Origin of the sequence: Micromonospora sp. WMMA1363, from assembly GCF_030345795.1 — a bacterium.
Classification (GTDB): domain Bacteria; phylum Actinomycetota; class Actinomycetes; order Mycobacteriales; family Micromonosporaceae; genus Micromonospora.
Genome location: NZ_JAUALB010000001.1, coordinates 1,910,299 through 1,930,861 on the forward strand (window position 1 = coordinate 1,910,299; position 20,563 = coordinate 1,930,861).

Annotated in this window: 14 protein-coding genes and 3 pseudogenes; 4 read left to right on the plus strand and 13 right to left on the minus strand. The window is 66.9% G+C overall.

The annotated features are described in order from the left end of the window. Positions 1-133: 133 nt before the first annotated feature. Positions 134-787 (minus strand): dihydrofolate reductase family protein, encoded by a 654-nt coding sequence (locus QTQ03_RS08720; RefSeq protein WP_289277540.1) that lies wholly within the window; start codon positions 785-787, stop codon positions 134-136. A 516-nt stretch (positions 788-1,303) separates the two neighbouring features. On the opposite strand from QTQ03_RS08720, the pseudogene QTQ03_RS08725 reads away from it, so the two are divergent. Next, positions 1,304-1,479, plus strand: a pseudogene (locus QTQ03_RS08725) (ISL3 family transposase); the annotation flags it as partial. A 202-nt stretch (positions 1,480-1,681) separates the two neighbouring features. Here the strand turns inward: QTQ03_RS08725 and QTQ03_RS08730 are convergent. The 7 genes from QTQ03_RS08730 to QTQ03_RS08760 are packed head-to-tail and all read right to left on the minus strand — an operon-like array spanning position 1,682 to position 8,548. After that, the gene (locus QTQ03_RS08730; RefSeq protein WP_289277541.1) at positions 1,682-3,061 is read right to left on the minus strand and encodes an alkaline phosphatase family protein; all 1,380 of its coding nucleotides are present in this window, start codon (positions 3,059-3,061) and stop codon (positions 1,682-1,684) included. A gap of 2 nt (positions 3,062-3,063) precedes the next feature. After that, positions 3,064-4,206, minus strand: a complete 1,143-nt coding sequence (eboE, locus tag QTQ03_RS08735) for a metabolite traffic protein EboE (protein WP_289277542.1) — start codon at positions 4,204-4,206, stop codon at positions 3,064-3,066. Next, positions 4,206-5,057: a TatD family hydrolase gene (locus tag QTQ03_RS08740; RefSeq protein WP_289277543.1), complete on the minus strand. Its 852-nt coding sequence runs from the start codon at positions 5,055-5,057 to the stop codon at positions 4,206-4,208. Before QTQ03_RS08740 ends, eboE begins: the two co-directional genes overlap by 1 nt. Before the next feature lie 10 nt (positions 5,058-5,067). Next, on the minus strand, positions 5,068-5,670 hold the full coding sequence (locus QTQ03_RS08745) for an EboA domain-containing protein (RefSeq protein WP_289280738.1): 603 nt from the start codon (positions 5,668-5,670) through the stop codon (positions 5,068-5,070). Next, positions 5,657-6,577, minus strand: coding sequence for a sugar phosphate isomerase/epimerase family protein (locus QTQ03_RS08750; protein WP_289277544.1), 921 nt, complete (start codon positions 6,575-6,577; stop codon positions 5,657-5,659). Before QTQ03_RS08750 ends, QTQ03_RS08745 begins: the two co-directional genes overlap by 14 nt. Beyond that, the gene (locus QTQ03_RS08755) at positions 6,574-7,416 is read right to left on the minus strand and encodes an SCO3242 family prenyltransferase (RefSeq protein WP_289277545.1); all 843 of its coding nucleotides are present in this window, start codon (positions 7,414-7,416) and stop codon (positions 6,574-6,576) included. The genes QTQ03_RS08750 and QTQ03_RS08755 overlap by 4 nt, the downstream gene beginning before the upstream one ends. Then, positions 7,409-8,548, minus strand: a complete 1,140-nt coding sequence (locus QTQ03_RS08760; protein ID WP_289277546.1) for an inositol-3-phosphate synthase — start codon at positions 8,546-8,548, stop codon at positions 7,409-7,411. Before QTQ03_RS08760 ends, QTQ03_RS08755 begins: the two co-directional genes overlap by 8 nt. Before the next feature lie 313 nt (positions 8,549-8,861). Between QTQ03_RS08760 and QTQ03_RS08765 the strand changes: the two genes are divergently transcribed. The 3 genes from QTQ03_RS08765 (at position 8,862) to QTQ03_RS08775 (ending at position 12,649) form a co-directional block, all read left to right on the plus strand. Next, positions 8,862-9,902, plus strand: a complete 1,041-nt coding sequence (locus tag QTQ03_RS08765; RefSeq protein WP_289277547.1) for a class I SAM-dependent methyltransferase — start codon at positions 8,862-8,864, stop codon at positions 9,900-9,902. Between the two features lie 41 nt (positions 9,903-9,943). Further along, entirely contained in the window at positions 9,944-11,581 is a 1,638-nt protein-coding gene (locus QTQ03_RS08770; RefSeq protein WP_289277548.1) for a thiamine pyrophosphate-binding protein, read from the plus strand. Positions 11,582-11,989: 408 nt separating this feature from the next. Next, positions 11,990-12,649 (plus strand): dihydrofolate reductase family protein, encoded by a 660-nt coding sequence (locus QTQ03_RS08775; protein WP_289277549.1) that lies wholly within the window; start codon positions 11,990-11,992, stop codon positions 12,647-12,649. A gap of 469 nt (positions 12,650-13,118) precedes the next feature. On the opposite strand, the gene QTQ03_RS08780 is transcribed toward QTQ03_RS08775, so the two are convergent. The 5 genes and pseudogenes from QTQ03_RS08780 to QTQ03_RS08800 all read right to left on the minus strand — a co-directional run. Then, the gene (locus QTQ03_RS08780) at positions 13,119-14,729 is read right to left on the minus strand and encodes an outer membrane protein assembly factor BamB family protein (RefSeq protein ID WP_289277550.1); all 1,611 of its coding nucleotides are present in this window, start codon (positions 14,727-14,729) and stop codon (positions 13,119-13,121) included. 779 nt (positions 14,730-15,508) lie between these two features. Next, positions 15,509-16,273 carry an LppM family (lipo)protein gene (locus QTQ03_RS08785; RefSeq protein ID WP_289277551.1) on the minus strand — a complete coding sequence of 255 codons (765 nt, stop codon included), beginning with the start codon at positions 16,271-16,273 and terminating at the stop codon, positions 15,509-15,511. A gap of 578 nt (positions 16,274-16,851) precedes the next feature. Next, positions 16,852-17,043 (minus strand): annotated as a pseudogene (locus tag QTQ03_RS08790) (ISAs1 family transposase); the annotation flags it as partial. A 121-nt stretch (positions 17,044-17,164) separates the two neighbouring features. Further along, a complete protein-coding gene (locus QTQ03_RS08795) occupies positions 17,165-18,931 on the minus strand; it encodes a reverse transcriptase/maturase family protein (protein ID WP_289277102.1) in 1,767 nt (588 codons plus the stop codon). Between the two features lie 533 nt (positions 18,932-19,464). Beyond that, positions 19,465-20,539 (minus strand): annotated as a pseudogene (locus QTQ03_RS08800) (ISAs1 family transposase); the annotation flags it as partial. Positions 20,540-20,563 lie beyond the last annotated feature (24 nt).

The following is a 20,563-nucleotide window of genomic DNA, read 5'->3' on the forward strand; positions in this document are numbered from 1 at the left end:
GCGCAGCATTCAGGGCATGCCGACCATGCCGGCACAAGCGACGTTGGCGACCGCGGCAGCACCCACGATTCACGTGCACGGCGATGCCGCGGCGGGCCAGTCCGACTGGCTGGCTGGCCCGCTGCGGCGCGGCTCACGATCGCGCGTAGTGCAGCGCAACCACACCGGACTCGAACGGCTTCGCCTCGAGCAGGCGCATGTTCCGGCGAGAAGCGAGGGCCGACCGTCCACTACTGATCGTCGCGGGGTTGACCAGGAGCCAGTACTCGTCGATGAGGTCATGCTCGGACATCGAACGCACCAGACCCACGCCGCCGAGCAGCAGCATGTCCTTGCCGGTTTCCTTCTTCATCCTGGCGATCTCACCGGCGAAGTCGTCCCCGAGCAGCCTGGAGTTCTGCCATTCGACCTTGTCCAGCGTCCGGGAGACGACAACCTTCTCCGTGTCGGCAAGCCAACGGGCGTGACTCACCATGCCGGGCGGGTTGCCCGGGCCGTCCGCTGCCGCCGGCCAGAAGCCAACGAACTCCTCGTAGGTGACTCGACCGACCAGCGCCGTGCCACACCGCTCCTGCAGGCCGCCGACGAGCTCCCACGTCTGGTCGTTGACGGTGAGCCAATCCATCTCCTCGTCGGGACCCACAGCCATTCCGTTGAGGGTCGACTGCATGTACAGGACGACATTTCTCACCGCGTTCTCCTCGACATAGTCGGGTGGATCATGGTCAATTACGAAATCAGCGCCAGATACGTTGGGCGCCGCCGCATACTCTACTACGGCAATCATCGATTAGCCGCGTAACATGCCGGGTCTGACGGCGCATGCGACGTGGACTCAGGACACTGGATGATCATGGGCTTGTGCGGGCGCCGAGATCGGTGGAACCACTGCCGTCGGACGTGCGGCCGAGCCGCGGTGTGGACGGTGACGGCACGCCACACCCCTCGATGAGCACGGCCCGTCCTACCACGAGGCTGTCAGGCGAAAGGCCCCGTCTCGCATTCGGTGGGGACGGAGTCGTAAGGGTCGTTGACACTCGCGTAAAGGATGCCGACATGAGCGAGGGTTCACCCTGGCCATGATGATCCGCTAGCGCTTGCGCCGGACGTGTTCTCAGGCCTTTCTCCGCTGGTCATAGAGGATGTGCCCGACGAGGGCGAGCGGATCGGTGCGGGCTCTGCCGGAAACCGAGGTCGGTCCGGTATGCGGGACGTCGGGGCGGGGAACACGGATTTCACCTGCGGACCGTGACCGACGTGCCGGTCGACGGGCGACGGGTGGTGCTCCGTCTGCGGGTGCAGCCCCCACCTACCCGCCGTGCCCCGGAGGCTGGTGCGAGACCGTGACGCCGCGGATGCCACGCGCACGCTTCCCCGCAGTAACGGCCCCACCGAGGGCGTCAGCACCGAGGAGGGACCGCACGCCAGATGCACGGACGAGCCGGCTTCACCCTGCTCCGCCACCGCATTCTCCTCGGAGGAGAGCACACTCCGCCACCACCGAATGTGAGACAGGTCGAAAATCGGATAGACCTGACCCGGTACCCGCATCCCCGGGGAACCTCACCGCCAGTGACGATCTCCGCATCGTCACCGCCGCTACCAGAAACAAGTCGAACAACATCATCTTGAACAAGAAATTCGAATAGCCGAGGCCACGACGCACAGGTGGAAGATCCAGTTAGTATCCCTGGGCGAGCCGCAGCAGCAGATTCTTCACTTCGGCGGCGGAATATCTGTCTCGTGCCACCGACGAATCCGAACACAGCAGCACGGGCGCGTCGCGGGAATCGGTAGGCAGACGCCCGTGCGAGCCACGTATCGACCGGGCTCCGGCATCGAGTCCAACGACGTTCATCAGGTAACGCAGCCCGGCCTTCTTACGCAGCAACGCGGTGACCGCACGACGTTTCGCCGCCGCCGGGGAAGCTGGGTCGAAAAGCAACTCGGCAGGGTCGTAGCCGGGTTTTCGATGGATTTCGACAAGCCGGGCGAAGTCTGGTGCCGCAGCGTCGTCCAACCAGTAGTAGTACGTGAACCAGGACTTCGGCTCGGCGACCAGAACCAGTTCACCAGAGCGTGAGTGTCCGAGTCCGTGCGCTGCCTTGCCGGTGTCGTCGAGGACGGCCGCGACACCCGGCAGGGCGGCACAGAACTTGGCAACGGCGGGGGCGTCGGCGGGATCCCTGACGTACACATGGGCAACCTGGTGATCCGCGACCGCGAAGGCCCGTGACGTCCACGGGTCGAGGTACTCCATGCCCGCCTGCTTGTGGACGCGCAGAAGTCCTTCGGCGCGCAGCGCGCGGTTGATGTCGACCGGATGGGACACGTCGGTGATGCCGTACTCGGACAGGGCGACCACGGTCGTGCCACGGTTCTCCGCGATGTCCAACAGTGGTGCGATGACGCGATCGAGTTCGGCCGCGGCCAGTACGGCACGCGGGTCCGATGGGCCGTACCGCTGCAAGTCATAGTCGAGGTGGGGCAGGTAGACAAGGCTGAGGTCCGGGTCGTGAGCGGCAACGATGTGCTCGGCGGCCCGCGCTATCCACCGCGAGGACCTGATCGCGGCGCCAGGTCCCCAGAAGCTGAAGAGTGGAAAAGTCCCAAGCCGGGTTGTGAGCGTGTCGCGCAGCTGCGGTGGGTCGGTGTAGCAGTCTGGCTCCTTGCGCCCGTCGGCGTGGTAGACCGGACGGGGGGTGACGGTCCAGTCCACGTCCGCGCCCATCGCGTACCACCAGCAGATGTTCGCGACCGTGTAGCCGGGCCAGCGTCTCCGTGCGGCCTGCCAGACCTTTTCGCCGCCGACGAGGGCGTTGTGTTGCCGCCACAGCAGCACTTCACCCAACTCCCGGAAGTACCACCCGTTGCCCACGATCCCGTGCACTGCGGGCAACTCACCAGTGAGAAAGGTCGACTGCACGGTACATGTCACGGCGGGCAACACCGTGCCGAGTTCCGCCCGACAGCCACGGGCGCCGACGCTGGCCAGTCGCGGCATGTGGGCGAGCAGTCGCGGGGTGAGGCCGACCACGTCCAGGACGAGCAGGCGGTTCATCGTTACTCCACATCCGATAGACCGAAAGCAGTGAGTTCGCCCCGGGCGAAGGCAAGTTCCGCCGCTATACCGGTGGCGAGCCGCGCCGGCGTGTTCGGCCGGTGCTCGATGGGCAGAACACCCCACGTGTACGTCTCGACGTCGAAATGGTCACAGCCGTCGCCACCCACCAGCAGGGCGCGAAGCGTGTCACGCAGCACCGGAACGGTCGTCCTGAGGGGCACGGTGGGCGCGGCGTGCAGCGGTACGTGATAGTGCACCCGCCACGGCCCACGCAGACCCTCCTGGAGTGCCTCGTCCAGGTCGTCGGCACCCTCGCCGAAGCGGTTTCGGGTTTGGTGCAGGAAGCGTGGCTCGACGTAGCGGCGGATCAGCTCGGCGTCCGCGGCGGGAGCGTCCGCGGCGAGAGCGGCGGAGATCTGCACCTTAACCACGGGCAACCCGGCGATACGCAGCGCGGCCAGTGCCGTCTCCGGGTTCTCCCAGGCGCAGGCGAGATGTGCGAGATCAAGGCACAGCCCCAGCCACCGCGTGTCGATACCGGACAACAAGTCCACTGCCTGGGAGGTGGTCTCTACGACGCAGCCCGGTTCTGGTTCGAACCCGACCCTCACCGTGCGCCCGGTTCTGGCGTGCAAACGCGCCAGTTCGGCCGCGAGCAGGTCCAGCATCCGCCGGGACCGCCGTGCCCGGATGGCGTTCCACGGCTCACGCCAGGCCAGCGGCAACGTGGAGATGGAGCCACGGACGGCGTCGTCGGGCAACAGGTCAACGAGAATGGTCGCCAGGTTCACCGTGTAGTTGAGCCGATCACCGGTTGTCCAGTCCGGTTGGTAGACCGCATGCTTGACGACCGGCGCCTGGAACGCCTGATACGGGAAGCCGTTGAGGGTCACGACTTCAAGTCCCCGCACGTCCAGTTCTCGGCGCAGCCGCTTGCGCCGCGTCGGGTCGGCGGCAAGTTCGGCGGCGACCGGCGCGGCCAGCCAAAGCCCCAGGCCGAGCACCTCACTGCCGAGTTGTTCGCGGACGGCGACTGCGTACGCGTCGCACTGGGCGATGATGCCATCGAGGTCTTCCGCGGGGTGCACGTTGGTGCAGTAGCTCAGGTGCGCGAGTCGCCCATCGGCGTAGCGCAGCCTCATCAGCTACCACCTCGCTGGATCGAGTTGCCCGCGAAGGTCGGGCCGGCGCTGCCGGCATCAGACGCGCCCAGCCGTCCGGACTGTCCGTAGAACTCAACCGGGTTGCGCCACAGCACCCGGTCGACGTCGTCGTCCCCGAAGCCGGCGTTGCGCATCGCCTCGCCGGTGGCCCTGGTGAGCAGCGGGTCGGAACGGCCCCAGTCGGCCGCCGAGTTGATCAGAACGCGTTCGGTGCCGTACTTCCTGATCAGCTCCACCATTCGCGGTGGTGACATCTTGGTTTCCGGGTAGATGGAAAAACCGAGCCAACAGCCGGTGTCTCGAACCAGTCCGACCGTCACCTCATTGAGGTGATCGATCACCACCCGACCGGGATCGATCCCGGCAGAGGAGACGACGGCAAGGCTGCGCCGAATGCCACGGGCCTTGTCCCGGTGCGGCGTGTGCACCAACGCGGGCAGGCCGTACCTGACGGCGAGATCGAGCTGTGCTTCAAACGCCGTGTCCTCCTCGACCGTCATCGAATCGAAGCCGATCTCGCCGACGGCGACGACGCCGTCCTTGTCGAGATAGCGCGGTAGCATCTCGAGGACGCCGAGGCAGCGCGGATCGTTTGCCTCCTTCGGGTTCAGCGCGATCGTGGCGTGGTGGCGAACGCCGAACTGGCTTGCCCGGTACGGCTCCCAGCCGACCAACGAGTCGAAGTAGTCGACGAATGAACCGACACTGGTGCGCGGCTGTCCGAGCCAGAACGCCGGCTCGACCACGGCGCGCACTCCTGCGGCCGACATCCGCACGTAGTCGTCAGTGGTGCGCGAGGTCATGTGAACATGTGGGTCGAAGATTCGCATCACACGCCTCCTAATGGATGGACGTTCTGATCGACGCAATCAGGTCTAGCGCGTCGGCGGGCACTGTCCGGCCGGCAGCCGCACGCTCCTCGGCCAGGCCGGCCAGCATTCCGCCGAGCTCGGAGTCGGCCCGGCTTGCCAGCCCGTCAACCTGGTTTAGTGGGACCGCCATGAACACGCATTTGAGTACCGCCTGCCGCCACATCGCCTGGTCCAGCCGTCGGGCGCACGGGCCGAGCGCGGCGGCCACCAGCCGTGGGTCGTTACTGCGGATCGCGTCGTGCAGCAGCGGGACGCACTCGTCACCGATTCCCAGCAGCGCCAGCGCCTTCAGCACGGCCCGCTTCTCCGCAGCGTCACCATGCCAGTACAGATCCTGTGCACAGGTGGCAACCCGGGCGGCGGGGAGCGCGGCCAGCAGTAGCGCCCGTGCGGCCTCGTCGGCGTTCCAGCCCGGGGCGTCGGGCAACGCCGTCCGTCCGCAGCGCCGAGCCGCTTCGGCGAACCGGCGCTCGATCCCGGCCGGGTTCACCGCGACCGCCGCGACCGCGTCACACAGCCAACCCTGGTCGGGCACGCCGGACACCGCTGCGCGGAGTTCATCCAATATGATCATCAGTCTCCCTAACCGACGCGGCCTTCTCAGCGGCGCGCAGAAACGCAATCGACTCAGCCGCCACGGTCGGCGCCGCATGTGAATGTCGTGGCAGCTCCACCGCCACCAGACCCTGGTAGCCGGCCTCGACCAAGGCCCCCAGCACGGGCGGGAAGTCGATCTCGCCGGTACCGAACGGCAGATGTTCGTGCACTCCGCGTCGCATGTCATCGATCTGCACGTTGACCAGATGTCCGGCGACGGCAGCGACGCACTCAGGTACGGACGCGGACTCGAGGCAGCGACAGTGACCAATATCGAGGGTAATCCCGAATCCTGGTGGACGGCCCAGCGCGTCGTGCAGTCGGCGCCAGCCAGCGACATCCTCGACGAGCATGCGGGGTTCCGGTTCGAAGCCCAGCGGCACACCGGCCGTCTGCGCCCACTCGACTACCCGGGCACAGCCGGCGGTCAGGCGGTTCCAGGCAGTTGCCGGCGCGACACCCGTCGGGCGCACCCCGGCCCAGAACGACACCGCCTCCGCGCCGAGGTCCGACCCGATCGCCACCGCGCGGCGCAGGTACTCCAGTCGTGCCGCGGAGCCCTCGTCGAGGAGGGTGGGTGCGTGCTTGTGCCACGGGTCGAGTAGATAACGGGCGCCGGTCTCCACGACCAGCGAGAGGCCCAGTTGGTCAAGCAACCGAGCGACGGCGGCGACTTTCCTTGCCGCGCCGACGGCGAACGGGTCGAGGTGGGCGTGGTCGAGGGTGAGCGCGACGCCGACATATCCGAGGTCAGCGACGATACGTAAGGCATCGACCAGCCGATGGTCGGCGAGGCCGTTGGTCCCGTAGCCGAATCTCAGGCCAGCGGCGCCTGATGCGGATGCGGGTCCCCGTAGCGCCCCAGAACGCGACGTGTTCATGTCAACGCGACCTTTTTCGCGAGGCGGCTCGCGAGCGGCGCACTCGCGGCGACGGCGAGACCCACGGCGGGTCGCCCACAACGAGCGGTAAGCGCCCCCTGCAGGGTTGGCAGAGTGGTGATGCCCGCACCGACGGCGGTGCGGATCCGCAAGGCTGATGGGTCTGCCGCGGCCCGTCCCTGGGCGGATCCGTACCGAGCCGCGTACCAGGCGGCAAGCGCGGCAGGTGCCGCGCGGCGACGTCCAGCAGTGAGGGCGGCGACCATTGCCGTGCCGGCGAGGGTTGTCGCCGGCAGCGTCGGCCGGGCGCCGGTGATCTCACAGCGAGACAGCACGGTGACGGTGTAGGTGTGCGCGGCGACCGTCAGCGCAGCCGGCAGCGCATCCCGTATGCGCCCGTTGACTGCCCCGAGCAACACGTCGAGTCCTCGGCAGGTGGCCATCACTCCTGGTCCCGTGGGGCCGTTCTTGGCGCACAGGTTGTACGTCCAGACCGTCCCCATGAGCGGAAGCGCGACGCGCAGGGCGCGTCTTCCGCCGGCCGCGGCGGCGGCCACAACGCCGGCCCCGGTGAGAGTGGCGGCGACGCCGGCGGCGTAGCGCGCGGAGACCCGCCCGGACGGGATCGGCCGCTCGGGTCTTTCGAGCGCGTCGGTTGCCCGGTCGGCCCAGTCGTTGCCCGCCATCCCAGCCCAGTAGAGGAGGACGGAAGCGCTCGCCAGACCGGCGGTGCGCCAACTCAATACGCCGGCGGCCGCCGCGCCTGTCACCGCGTCACCCGGTACGGTCAGTGCGGCGGGCGCCCGTACCAGTTCGGCGAGGGCACGCAGGCTAGGCATCGCCGAGTCCCCGCACGAAACCGACGAGCGCTGCCCACTGGTCGGCGAGCGCGTGCGGCCCATCACCGAGTGGGTCCTTGAAGAAGAATCCCAGCTCGGCCAGCGGCCCCGTACGCCCGATGGCGTGTGCGGCCGACGTCAACCGGGCCAGGTCGAGAACGAGTGGCGCGGCGAGCGCCGAGTCACAGCCGTGCCAGGTGAACTCCATCCGCATCGCCACGCCGAGGAAGCCGGTGAAGGTGACCAGGTCCCATGCGGTCTTGAAGTCACCCATGTCGTCGACGTACTCGATCCGGGTACCGCCCTGCGGTTCGTACCCCAGTGTCTCGGCCAGCACCCGCTGTTTACTGCCGGCCTTCGCGGCGTTTGCCCCGGGCCTGGCCAGGTTCGCGCCGTCGCCGCCGCCGAGCAGGTTCGTCCCGGACCAGGTGCGTACCCACAGATGACGCATCGCGAACATCGGTGCCAACACCGACTTGACCAGGGTTTCGCCGGTCTTGCCGTCGTGCCCGGCATACGGCACCGAGTTTCGCTGGGCTAGTTCTTCCAGCGCCGGCAGCCGCGCTCCGGTTGAAGGAGTGAAATCGACATAGGAGCAGCCGGCGTGAAAGGCGGCGTACGCGTACAGCGAGCTGGGCGGCAGCACGGGGTGTGGGCTGTCCATGGCGTCCCGCAGGGCGTCGATGTTGGCATGGGCGGGATGCGGTTGCGGTGCCGCCTCGGTGGATGAGAGGTTCACCACGACTACGCGCTCAAGCCCGTGCCGTTCACCGAAACTGCGAATGTCCTGGGCTATGGCGTCGGCGGCCAGGCGTTGGGGCCCCACCGGCGGGGTGGGACGCAGTTCCCGCTCGACGGCGGCGATGTCCTCCGCGACGGCCGAGACGACCGGCCCCGGCAGCACACCGGTGCTGGCCAGCGCCTCCGCCCTTTTTGCCAGCGGCGTCGTGGCTACGTCGTGACCGCCGAAGGTGAGGTCGTCGAGCGCGGGCACAGCCGTCGTCCGCAACTGCGGCAGCTCCAGCACGCATCCGGTGGGTTCGGCGAGACCGGAGCGCAACGCCACGGCTCCGACGATGCTCGTCACCGCGACCGAACCCCGCGCGCCGACCAGCCAGACACCTGTCGCCATAAGGCCACTCCCCACATCCTCAATCGATGTCACTCCTGGTGTACCGCGACTCCGACGCCAGCCGACCGGGGACGGCCCGATGCGTCTCCCGAGGGGGTTTGTGGTGGCCGGTAGCGCCGAAGGCGGGTACTGGATCATTGTCGAGCAGAAGGGTGCGCCACCTTCTCGAAGAATGCGGATCTGATATCCCGCGCCGACCCGTGGGATGCGCTGGAGCTCGCGCATGCTGGTGAGCGCATTTGTGGAGATGCTCGGGCCGACTCTCCTGTTCAGGATGAGGTGCAGGGCTGATCACCGAAAGAGGAGGATGACCATGGAACACTCGGCCAGGGCGCAGGAGGGAGACACCGCCTCGAACGGTGGCACGGTCGACGGCGCCGACCGGCGGGTGACTTCCATCTTCAATTCCGCCGTCGGCGCTTGGGCGATCGCCGCCGCGTGGGAGATCGGCATGCTCGATGAGCTCAAGACCACCAAGGAGGTGAACGCCGTCGAGTTCGCGGCCGCGCACGGGCTCGACGCGGCGTCGATGGTGGGTTTGTCCCGCGCGTTGGCGGCCGTCGAAGTGGTCGAGCGAGAGGGAACGGTAGTCAGGGTTTCCTCGAATTTCGACGAGACGTACCGGACGAAATCCTTTTTCCACTGGCTGGTCCGGGGCAGCGCGGAAATCTTCCGGCAAATGCCGCATTCCTTGATCAAGCGCAACCGGGTCGGCGCGTACTACCAGCGTGACTCCGCAGCCATCGCATACGCGTGCCGCGAGATCAACGAGCTGTGTTACGACAGCACGTTCTGGGCCGCCATCGCGCGGTTGGGGTACGACGTCGGGGTCGTGGCGGACCTCGGGTGTGGCAGCGGCGGCCGAGTGATCGACGTGCTCAACCGGTACCCGTCCGCCCGCGGTATCGGCGTCGACATCGCTCGGCCGGCGCTAGAAAACGCCCGTCTCGACGCCGCGACGGCTGGCCTAGCCAAGCGGACCACGTTCCTCGAGGCGGACGTCCTCGACTTGCAGCCGCGCCCCGAATTCGCCGATGTCGACCTGGTGACCTGCTTCATGATGGGCCACGACTTCTGGCCGAAAGATCGGTGTGTGGCGACCCTGCGCCGGCTACGAGAGTGCTTCCCGGCGGCACGCCGTTTACTCCTCGGCGACGCTACCCGCGTGGAAGGAGTCGCGGACACCGATCTGCCGATCTTCGTTCTCGGGTTCGAACTGGGCCACGACCTGATGGATATCACCCTCCCCACCATCGCCGAGTGGGAAGGGGTCTTCGAAGAAGGCGGTTGGCACCTGGTCCGCACCAACCGGATCGAGATGACCGTAGGTGAGGTCATCTTCGAGCTGGCCTGACTACGGCAGCGGATAGGCGACGACGGAAGAGGAGGGCGGCGATGGCGGTACTGGCGACGGCGGTTGGCCGGACGCTGGCGGACCTCGGTGTCCGCCATGCCTTCGGTGTGGTCGGTGGTGGGAACATCCTGCTCACCGCGGGGCTCACCGGCGCGGGCATCTCGTACGTGCCCGCCCGCCACGAGGGAGGGGCGATGGCGATGGCCGACGCCTACCACCGGACCACCGGACAAGTCGCGATCTGCACCACGTCACACGGCCCCGGGTTGACCAACATCGCAACCGCTCTCACCGAGGCGACCAAGCACGGCAGCGGCGCCCTGGTGATCTGCGGTGACGCGCCGTCGCTCGGCCTACGCTCACACGACATCGACCAACCGGCGTTCGTCGGATCGATTCCGGCACCAGTGCTTCGGACCGCGGATCGCGCGACCGCACTCCGGACGACCGTGGACGCACTCGACCTCGCACGAACGACGTCTCGGCCCGTCGTGTTGTGCGTACCCAACGACATGGTCTCGGCTGAGGTATCCGGGCAGGCGCCGGTCATCTATCCCGCGGCGTCCAGCGTGGTGCCCGTGGTCCCCGCTGACCTCGACGCCGTTCTCGACGCCCTCGCCAAGGCGCGTTGTCCGTTGCTGCTCGCCGGTTTGGGTGCCTGGCGCAGCGGTGCCGGCAAGGTCCTCGTCGAGTTGGGCGAACGAATCGGGGCGCTCTACGCGACCACCACCATGGCCAGTGGCCTTTTTGCCGGCAGCCGCTGGTCGCTCGGCGTTTTCGGGGGATTCGCAGCACCGCGTGCGGCAGCGATCATCGGTAGCGCCGACCTGGTGATCGCATTCGGTGCCAGCCTCGACGCGTTCACCCTTCACCACGACAAGCTACTGCACCCGGACGCAGTGCTCGCCCAGATCGACCTGGCGGATGACCGCGCCATCGACCGGGTCAGCCTCTCCGTCACTGCCGACGCATCCGCCGCCGCAGAAGCACTGCTCAACGCGGTGAACGCACGTGGGCTGCCCCCATCGACGTGGCGCGACGAGCTGGCTGACGCCATCGCTCGCGCAGGTTGGGAGCACGAGAGCTACGACGACGCGGGAACCGACAGTCGGATCGACCCACGGACGCTGACCGCAGCGCTCGCCGGCGTGTTGCCGCAGGAACGTACCGTCGTCCTGGACGGGGGTCACTTCATCGAATGGCCGTCACGGTACCTGCCGGTCCCGGAGCCTTCCGCGATGGTATTCATGGGTGCCGCGTTCCAAACCATCGGGCTGGGATTCGCGGGGGCGGTCGGTGCGGCCGTGGGCCGCCCTGACCGGCTGACCGTCGCCGCGCTCGGCGACGGCGGCGCCCTGATGGGCCTGCCCGAACTGGAAACGCTCGTCCGAACTGGGGCATCCGCGCTCGTCGTCGTGTATGACGACGCGGCCTATGGTTTCGAGGTCCACATGTACGGACCCAAGGGTGCCGACCTTCGTACCGCGGCCTTCGGCGACACCGACTTCGCCGGTATCGCCCGGTCGCTGGGTGCCACCGCCGTCACCGTACGGAGGATCGCCGACCTTTGGATCGTTCGCACCTGGCTGGCCAGGGGATGCCCGGGAACACTGTTCCTCGACTGCAAGGTCGTCCCTCAGGTTGTGGCGCGTTTCCTGTCTGACCTCATCGCGGGCTAGGTCAGGACCAATCGTGGGGCCGACAGGGACTGACAGGGACTGACAGGGCGAATCGCCGGCCGGAAGCAGCAACCATGCAGGCCCAGTGGGAAGCCGAACGGAAACACCAATCGCCACAAACGTGTCCCGGTCGAAGACGCCATCGCCGAGCTGAAGCGATTCGTCGAGGGTAGCATCGTCACCCTGGCCTCCGACCGGGCTCTACTGCTCGTCGGTGACCCCGGCGCCGGCAAAGGCTGGCCGGCTGGCTGGTACCGGACCTGTTGGGATCACCTCGCTGGCTTTGGCCCAGCGCCCGCCACACCGCCGCACCGATCGGACGAGGATACCTCGCGGCGCGCGCCCAAGGACACCGAATGGCACGTGTCCCATCGATCCGGTTAACCTTCGCGACCGACGGCGCACCGGATGACGCGCACGGCGAGAATTGCCTCATGTGTCGCCTTCCCGGGGTCAGGCTATGAGGTAGGGGGTCCGGTGCGAAAGGTTGTTTCATATCTGCTTTACTCACTCGACGGCGTGACCGAGGAACCCGACGAGTGGATGTTCAACCACGCACTCGACGACGAGTCGGACTCGTCTTCGACGTGCGGCACGTATTTCGACTCCGAGCTGACAGATCACCTCCAGTACCTCGTGGACACCCAGGACGCGATCCTGTTGGGACGTATGACCTATGAGTACTGGGCACCATACTGGCCGAATTCAGATGTCGAACCGTTTGCGACGTTCATCAACACCTCGCCGAAGTACGTCGCGGCCAGCACGCTCGGTGAGCACCAGTGGCAGAACACCACCCGCATCGAGGGGAGCGTCGCCGACCAGATCGCTCTCCTCAAGACGCAACCAGGAAAGAACATCGGCGTACACGGAAGTCCGACGCTCGTCCGGTCAATGCTCGCGCAGGGCCTGGTCGACGAACTGCGGCTCGCCGTACCGCCGGTCGTCGCGGGCAAGGGGCGCCGACTCCTGGACGACTACCCGACGGTGCACCACATGCGACTGCTGGAATCAAAGCAGACGAGCACCGGCTCGCTGCTGTTGACCTATCAGCCAGGCGCTGCGTAGACGCCGGCCAGCCGTGGCGGGAATCGCCGTACACCGGATCCGCTCACACCGGTGGCGCCGGCAATGGCCAGACCGGCGCCACCAGGGGCATCGCCTAGTTGGGTAACTGTAGGTCACGGTGGTGACGAGGTCGACGGTGGCCGTCGGCGCGTCGGGTGGCTCAGGCAATGTCGGCCTCGCCGTTGCCGCAGTGAACCGGCCGTCACCGCGCACACCGCGACGGCGGGCACGCTCGCCGGCGTACCGGATTCCTCGCGGTTCCACGGGTCAGGCGCTCGTGCCAGGGCCGCCGGCAGCCCGACGAATCACGGCCGGCAGCCGTGGTGTCGGCCGGGGTGGGGGCGTGCTGACCGAGAAGGCCACACCCGCCCCGCGTCACCCTCCAACCAGGCCGCGACACCGCGGACGCCCAGGCCAGACACTTTTCCGTCGACTACCCGAAGCCCCTGCCGGCGCCACGCTGCCAGAATCAGCTGCACCCCTTTCCGCCGCGTTTACTCGGCAGTCGGTAAGCGACGATCTCCGCACGCTCCTCGGCGCTCTGCGGCCAGCCGCTGGCCGACAGGAGAATGTCGCCGCTGATCACGACGGGGGAATTCGTGGACCCCGGCAGCTTCACCCGCCAGGCGAGACGGCCGTTCTTGGCGTTGAAGGCGTGGATCGTTCCGTCGAAGGTAGTCGTGAAGACGAGGTCGTTGGAAATCGTCGTCCCGCCGTAGGGGGACTGGTCTAGCGAGAATGTCCACCTCGCCCTTCCCGTCGCCAGGTCCAGCGCCACGACGGCACCACTGCCAGCGCTGAACGACGGGAAGATCGGTGGCGGCAGCTGAGAGGTCCAGGTGGCGCTTAAATCATTGACTGCGACGTATACGGTGTCGCGGTCGACGGCACCGGGTGCCGGGACGCCGCCGAGTACGCCGGGGTACAACTCCGCCGGGAAGCTCGGCAGTTCGTCGAACCGGCCCGCCATCGCCAGCAGGTTGTCGTCGTCGTGGCCGTTGTGCCGTCCCACCGGGGTCTTCCAGAGCCGCTTTCCGCTGTCACGGTCGTACATGTACACGAAGCCGGTCTTGCCAGACGTGAGCACGACGCGCCGGCCGCCCACAGTGGTGAGGATCGGCGAATTCTGCAGATCCCAGTCGTAGATGTCGTGCGGCAGTTCCTGGCGATACCAGATCAACCGCCCCGTCCGGCCATCGAGCTTGACGATCGAATTGGTATAGAGGTTGGGGCCAGGCCGGCTCGACCCCCACGGATACTCCTCCGTGCCGAGGAACGGCCCGGGATTCGACACGGCGAGGTAGAGGTCGCCGCGTTCATCGAAGCTCGGCGGATACCAGGCACCGCCTCCAGAGTTGATCTCCGGGTGCCCCCACAGGTCACGCGGCACGGTGTCCCAGGTCCAGCGCGTGGCGCCGGTACGGGCGTCGATCGCCCAAACCACGCCGACCGCGCCGGCGCCGAAACCACCATGGAGGAGGCTCGGCACGGTGGCGATGTACACAGTGTTGTTGTTGACGCCGGGCGCCATGTCGATGCCCTCGTTGGCGTTACGAGTGATCTTACGTCGCCACAACTCCCGGCCGGTGCGCGCGTCGAGCGCGAACACGTCGGTCAGTGTCGCGCCGAACACCCGACCTCCGCTCACCGCCACGCCGTTGGGCCCATTGGTGTAGGAGCCCATCATCACTGTCCAAACCTCGCGCCCCGTACGTACGTCGATGGCGTAGACATTGGAGTCGAGGTCCTGGCTATACATGACTCCGTCAACCACGATCGGGTTCGTGGCGTAGCTGCCGGGCCAGCGGTCCGTCGGAGCCTTGATCGGGACGGTCCAGGCGACCTCGAGATCGGCCACGTTGGTCGAGTCGATCGGCCCGCGCACCCGTCGGGTGTTGTGCCGGTCGGCATTGGGATGCTCCCAGCTGCCACGCGAGCCGCACCGGTGGTCAGCGGATGAGGTGAGCGCTGGCTCAGGTTGGGCGGCGGACGGCCCGGTGCCGGCGAGCACGATCGCCGCCACCGCGCCGCAGGCCGTCAGGCGGACGGCAGTCCTGCTGGACGACGGTTTCAGCCGCATGGACGTCCCCTCTTCATTGTCGTGCGCCAATTGGTCGGACATTGCGCACCGGACGCTACCGCCGCCACAGACACCGGATTCTTCTGCAGTGCGAATGCGGGCAGGTTTGGGCCGTTGGCCGCCTCACCGATCAGCGAGTCTGCCACGACGCCCACACGGCACGCAGTCCGTCGAGCCGGCACCCGAGCATGATCACCGAGCGCCTCCAAGCTGATCTTGCAACTCAGGGCGACCGCGGCAGTCCCGCTGATCGATGGATGCGAGACTCCGGGTAGGACAGCGGTCGGCCAAGACTCGAAGCCCCGACCGGGAGCCTAGCCATGCTGCCCTGCCCCGCTACGATCCCGATGTCCAGTCGAACCCTGAGCCAGCTCGCCGACCGCATGGCAGCGGCTGCCGCTGCTGGGCTGCCGCCGCCCTCCCACCAGGGCATGGTCAGGACCACATCGGCAGCCACGCCGACATCCGGACGTGCCGCAGTCCGACCGGAGCCATCACCTTCCGTAGCCGCGTCTTGCAGACACGGACGTTCTGCTTTGTCGATGAGCGGAAACCGTCAAGCCCGATGACGAAGATCGTAGGGGCGGATCACTCGGACCGTGGGATCGGCACTCCCGGGCGTTCGTAGTCGATCGGTCAAAAGGAAATCGGGCAAGGCAAACCCGGCCGCGTGCTCGCGCTCAACGTCGATGCGCCCGGCTTCGGCAGCCGGAAAGGACGGCGACCAGTGGCGAACACGTGATGGCGGTTCTCAGGGCGGCCTGAATGCACGTGGCGGATCAGCCCATGCTGTCGGCGGTGGGATCCGCCGGGGACGGTGGTGGCTGCGGCGTACCGCCGCCCGAGGTCAGGATCGGCTTCCCACGACGACGGCGCAGGAGCCCGAGGCCGACCAGGGCGACGACCCCCAGCAGGAGCACGACGCCCATGGCCAACGCCCACCAACCCCAGCCCAAGAAGTCGGTGCCGGTGCCGGTGTCGGTGTCGGTGGCCTCCGGGCATGCGTCCGCCGCGGCGGAGGCGCAGGCGACTGCGGTCAGCTCGCCCGGTTTCGCATCGCTGGCGGCGTACTGCCACGTCACCGAATTGCCGTTCACGGTGCCGTTAGTCTCGAGGACGCGACCGGGAAACGTCAGCGATATCTCGATCGAGAGCGCGTCCAGCGATTCGCCGTGATCCGCGGACGAGGAGACAGGGAAGGTAAACTCGTACTCGTTGCCGTCCCGGGTCAGCATCAGGGCATCGGACGAGAACCCCAGCACCGGTGTGTCCGTGTAGTCGATCTCGACACCGTAGGACCCAAGCTTGGAGTACGTCTTCTCCGTGCCGGACGGAAGCGCTGGATACTGTCCGACAACATTGTTGAATCCTACTTGTAGAGCTGCCTCCGAATTCTTGTGCTCGTCAAGATAGTCCTCATCGAAGTACAGCAGAACCTGACCGTCGACGGTGTCGTCGTCGCCGATGCTCAATCCGGCACGCAGATGTCCGCCACCGCCGGACAGTGCGACGACCAGCATCAGGCACACCGCGATGCGAGCCATCGCCACTCGCGTGGTTCCCATGACAGTTCCTTTGCACTCGATGTCCGCCTAGTCCCGTGTCCACCGGGGCTCCTAGTAGTCGTTTCGCAGGCCTGGACGCCGATCCCAGTGACCGATCAGGACAGCGTTGCCGAGACGGCTAGGAAGGTGCTCACCCGGATGACTGTTGATGTTCGTTTCCTGGACGTACGGGGTGGGGGCCCGCCGGCTGGAACCTCGGAATTCGTACCGAAAGCCGCTGCGCGGCGAGCTCCGACCGGGTCACTCGAGCCGCTCTGGGCGATAGAGCCGGTTCCCGACCGGGATCCACCTCCGCCGATGGTAGCCGCCCCAACTCGCCGTCGAGGCGCAACGCCCTGAGCGTCAGTCGTTCTGCCCTAGCACCCCAATGGTCAGACACTTCACATCGACATTCTCCTCGTCGTACTACTCGACAACGGACGACACTCTTAGGTTGGACCCTTCCCTTCGGGAAGGGTCAAGAACATCGTTCGTGGACGATCTTCTGTGATCAACAGGCGAGTGACGTCCTGGCCGTCATGCCAGGGCCCCGGAGTAGTCCGGGAATGTCCGCTTGATCATGGGATGCTGTGGAGGTTGAGGGCGGCTGTGGGCGTGGTGTGAGCGCGGCGGGCGCTGGCGGTGTTGATCCAGCCGGTGAGGCGGAAGGTGCCGCGGATGATGTCGCGGAGGGTGGCCATGACGGCGGGGGTGTTGTGGGCGCGGACCTGGCTGGCGTCCTCGGCGAAGGTGACGTCTCTGATCCAGTGCGTAGGGTCGGCCGCATGGCGAGGTGCCTGTTGGGCAGGTCCTTTTCCATGCGGCCTCCCTCCGAACCGGACATGATAGTTTCCTGATCATCCGGCTCTCCAGTGACTGCTGCGTGAGCGTTCAGGCCGACTGCCAGCCCTGGATGCGGTCGTAGCATGAGCCGCAGACCACGAGGGACTTGCGGCGTCGTCGTGCCATGAGCTGCATCCAGTCGGGCTGTGCGTCTCCGGTTCTGGCGAGGTCAGCGAGTTTTCGGACGTGGTGAACCTGAATGTTGTCCGTCTGCTTGCAGATCTCGCACGTGTTCGCCAGGAGCCTGCTGATCAGCTCCTTGTGCGGGTAACTCACCTGGAGCGGCCGACGGTCGGAGATGACCGCCGTTTTCTGTCGCTTGAGTGGAATGCCCCCGAACCGTGCTACCAGTGGTTGCCTGCCGTCGCGTTCGATGCGTGCCTCGAAGCAGGTGCGCAACCCGTGCGGTGTTTCGATCTTGGCTTTGTGTCGGGCCGCCATCTTCGACACCGTCGAGTGGTGCTTGCCTGCGAGGGTCTTGAGCATGGAGGTCTTCATGACCCATTCGAGGCGGTGCAGCCGGTGAACGTCACCGGCCAGCAGGTAGTACTGGACGATGCCCCGATACTCGGCCCCGAACGTGGCGATGATTGGGTGATCATCGTTGTGGATCAGGGCACCCCGGTGGGCGGGTTTGCCGCTTGCGAGGTAACGGGAGCACTTGGCCTTGATCACGTCCTTGGGCACGCGCAGCCCGATCGCCGCGTTCGCCGAACGGCGGCCACGGACGATCCTGCGGCTGTCGTGCTGGATGGTGATGTCGTAGCCGAGGAACCGCGCCGCGCTGGAGCGGGCGTGGGTGATCAGCGTCTTCTCGTGCGACAGTTCCAGCTTGAGTTCGTCTCGCAGGAACGCCGCGAGTCGCTGCTTGATCTCCTCAGCTTCGGCCTTCGGTCCGGTGAACCCGAGTAGGTGATCATCTGCGTAGCGGCAGTAGCGCAGCCTCCGGTACTCCGGATCGTCAGGATCGGAACTGGGCAGGGTGCGCATCCGTTTGAGCAGCGTCCGGGCCTCGGCTCGGTCGCCGCGTCGACGGGCCGTCGCCAGCAGGTTGGCCACCTCAAGGTAGGCCGGGTTACGTGCCCGGCGTCCCCCTCGGGTGTACTCGGGAATCAGAACCTTCTCGACGAAGACGTCCAGCTTGTGCAGGTAGAGGTTGGACAGGATCGGGCTGGCGACCCCACCCTGCGGCGCGCCGGACAGCGTGGCGCCCCATCTCCAGTCCTCCAGGTATCCGGCGGTGAGCATGTTGCGCACCAGCCGCAGGAACCGGTTGTCGTGGATCTTCTCCGCCAGGATCGAGATCAAGATCTCGTGATCGAGACTCCCGAAACAGTCGGCGATGTCTCCCTCGATGAACCAGGCCGTTCCGGTCCAGGTGTTGGCCACCTCCCGCAACGCGGTATGGCAGCCCCGGCCGGGACGAAATCCGTGGGACCGGTCGGAGAACTGGGGCTCGTAGTAGGCCTCCAACAGCAGGCGCACCACTTCGCCGACCAGCTTGTCTGACCAGGTAGGCAGGCCGAGGGGCCTGAGCTTGCCGCCCTTCTTCGAGATCATGACCCTGCGCACCGGACGGAACCGGTAACGCTCGTGGCGCATCGCCTCGATGATGCGGCCGATCTTGCCCAGCGACATGCCGTCCACGGTCTCCTGGGTGACCCCGGGCGTCATCGCACCCTTGTTGGCGTAGATGCGTCCGTAGGCCAGCAGATACAACTGCGGGTTGAACATCTGTCGATACAGTTCTTCCAGCGGCAGGCCACGCCTGCCGCGCTCACGCAGGACACCCAGCACCGTTTCGGCGCTCTGCATTACGCATACCTCCCAGTTCTGTGGTGTCCGATCACCTGGCCCCCTTCGCCCGTGCGGACGGCTTTCCCGTCCTCCCTGGCCGGTCGTGACTCCGGCGACTACTACGGGGCCTCCGTCGCCATAGGGCTCGCGCCCGTTAGGCGATCCCACGTTCGTCCTCGTCGTACGTGACAGCGTGACGTAGGCGTCCCACTCATCTCCTTAAATGCCCTCGTTGGGCATCGCCCAGCGCCCGGAGGTTGCACCAGCCCCGTAGATACATGCCGGTGCAGAGCGCGGCGTCGGCTTCGAGCGTGGTGCCGACGGAGTCGAAATCTGCCTCGCTGGAGATTGGGCTTCAGGCAATTCAGCTTTCGCCATATCACGCGGGTCTCCCACCGCACCGCTCCTCACGCTTGGACACGGCCGATGGTTTGCTGGCATGCTCTGATCCCCTTCGCCTTTCGGCATCCGGGTAAGCCATCAGACCCAGAGATGTCCCTCCAATCTCTCCCGGCTGAGCCGGGAATACAGACGAGGCGTTGCGTGGCGCACACGCTGTTCTCGATGGTCCAGTGTTCGCGGGCCCAGGCGGCGATCTCCTCGGGTCGGGCTTGGTGGGTGGGGAGGTCGGTGATCGCGTAGACCACTTCGCTGGTCGACCTCTTCGTGCCCAGCGGGCGGCGTCTGCGGCGGATCCGCACGACTTGACGGGCGTGGGGGAATACCAGGTCATCGACGGTGACGACCTGAACCTCGCGGATCTCGGCGCGGCCGTGGCCGCGACTGCTCTGGCGATGCAGGACCGGCACCTGCTTCCAGGGCAGGCGCCGCAGCTGCGCGGCGAGTGTGGGCTGATTGTCTTTGACGGTGAACAGGTAGTGGGCGTGGCGCTGCTGCACGAGGTAGACGGCGTGGGGCGCGTTGGGCGTGCATGGCATCCGCGGTGATCACCGTGTCGGTCAGGTCGGCCGCGGCGATCTGGTCCAGCAGGGGCGCGAACTCACCGATTTCGTTGGTCTTCGCGGTGATCTCGCGGGCGGCGAGGGTGACCGCGTCGGTATGACGCACGGCGGACAGGATGAACACGCGACTGCCGTCGGGCCGTTTGGCCCCGCGTAGACATTTACCGTCCACCGCGACGGCGGCGCGGCGCGGCCGGTCAGCGGGGGCGGCACGGTGAGCGCGACGCTGTTCCCGCTCGGGCACACCATCCGGAGTCACCGCGGCGGTCGCGGACCGGGCCAGCGCGGCCAGGTGCCCGTACCCGACGCCGGTCAGCACGCCCGGATCAACCCTGGCGTAGGCGTCACGCAGGGTCCGCTCGTCAGGAACCCGGTACCGGCCGGTCAACGGGTTGAACGGGCAACCCAGCCGGGCCAGTTCCCGCTGTTCACAGCGTCGGACCCACTCCGCGATCGCGGTCAGCGAGTTGTGGCCGGCCGCGCTCATCGCGCACACCCCGATCGCCAGCAACGTCGCCAACCGGTACCGCACACCACGAGGATCACGAGGGTCGGCGACCTGCGCCAACCGGTCCAGCAAGCCCGCAGACGGTGAATCGGCACCGATGGCGGCAGCCGCGGCGTGCCCCGCCCCGGCGATGAGCGATGATGACACAGCGAGCACGACACCCTTGGTGAGTCTTGAAGC

Excerpts from the sequence above, each read along its gene's own strand:
- QTQ03_RS08720 (WP_289277540.1), bottom strand. The coding sequence starts at position 787 with ATGATTGCCGTAGTAGAGTATGCGGCGGCGCCCAACGTATCTGGCGCT.
- QTQ03_RS08730 (WP_289277541.1), bottom strand. The coding sequence starts at position 3,061 with ATGAACCGCCTGCTCGTCCTGGACGTGGTCGGCCTCACCCCGCGACTG.
- eboE (WP_289277542.1), bottom strand. The coding sequence starts at position 4,206 with ATGAGGCTGCGCTACGCCGATGGGCGACTCGCGCACCTGAGCTACTGC.
- QTQ03_RS08740 (WP_289277543.1), bottom strand. The coding sequence starts at position 5,057 with ATGCGAATCTTCGACCCACATGTTCACATGACCTCGCGCACCACTGAC.
- QTQ03_RS08750 (WP_289277544.1), bottom strand. The coding sequence starts at position 6,577 with ATGAACACGTCGCGTTCTGGGGCGCTACGGGGACCCGCATCCGCATCA.
- QTQ03_RS08755 (WP_289277545.1), bottom strand. The coding sequence starts at position 7,416 with ATGCCTAGCCTGCGTGCCCTCGCCGAACTGGTACGGGCGCCCGCCGCA.
- QTQ03_RS08760 (WP_289277546.1), bottom strand. The coding sequence starts at position 8,548 with ATGGCGACAGGTGTCTGGCTGGTCGGCGCGCGGGGTTCGGTCGCGGTG.
- QTQ03_RS08765 (WP_289277547.1), top strand. The coding sequence starts at position 8,862 with ATGGAACACTCGGCCAGGGCGCAGGAGGGAGACACCGCCTCGAACGGT.
- QTQ03_RS08770 (WP_289277548.1), top strand. The coding sequence starts at position 9,944 with ATGGCGGTACTGGCGACGGCGGTTGGCCGGACGCTGGCGGACCTCGGT.
- QTQ03_RS08775 (WP_289277549.1), top strand. The coding sequence starts at position 11,990 with ATGACGCGCACGGCGAGAATTGCCTCATGTGTCGCCTTCCCGGGGTCA.
- QTQ03_RS08780 (WP_289277550.1), bottom strand. The coding sequence starts at position 14,729 with ATGCGGCTGAAACCGTCGTCCAGCAGGACTGCCGTCCGCCTGACGGCC.
- QTQ03_RS08785 (WP_289277551.1), bottom strand. The coding sequence starts at position 16,273 with ATGGCTCGCATCGCGGTGTGCCTGATGCTGGTCGTCGCACTGTCCGGC.
- QTQ03_RS08795 (WP_289277102.1), bottom strand. The coding sequence starts at position 18,931 with ATGCAGAGCGCCGAAACGGTGCTGGGTGTCCTGCGTGAGCGCGGCAGG.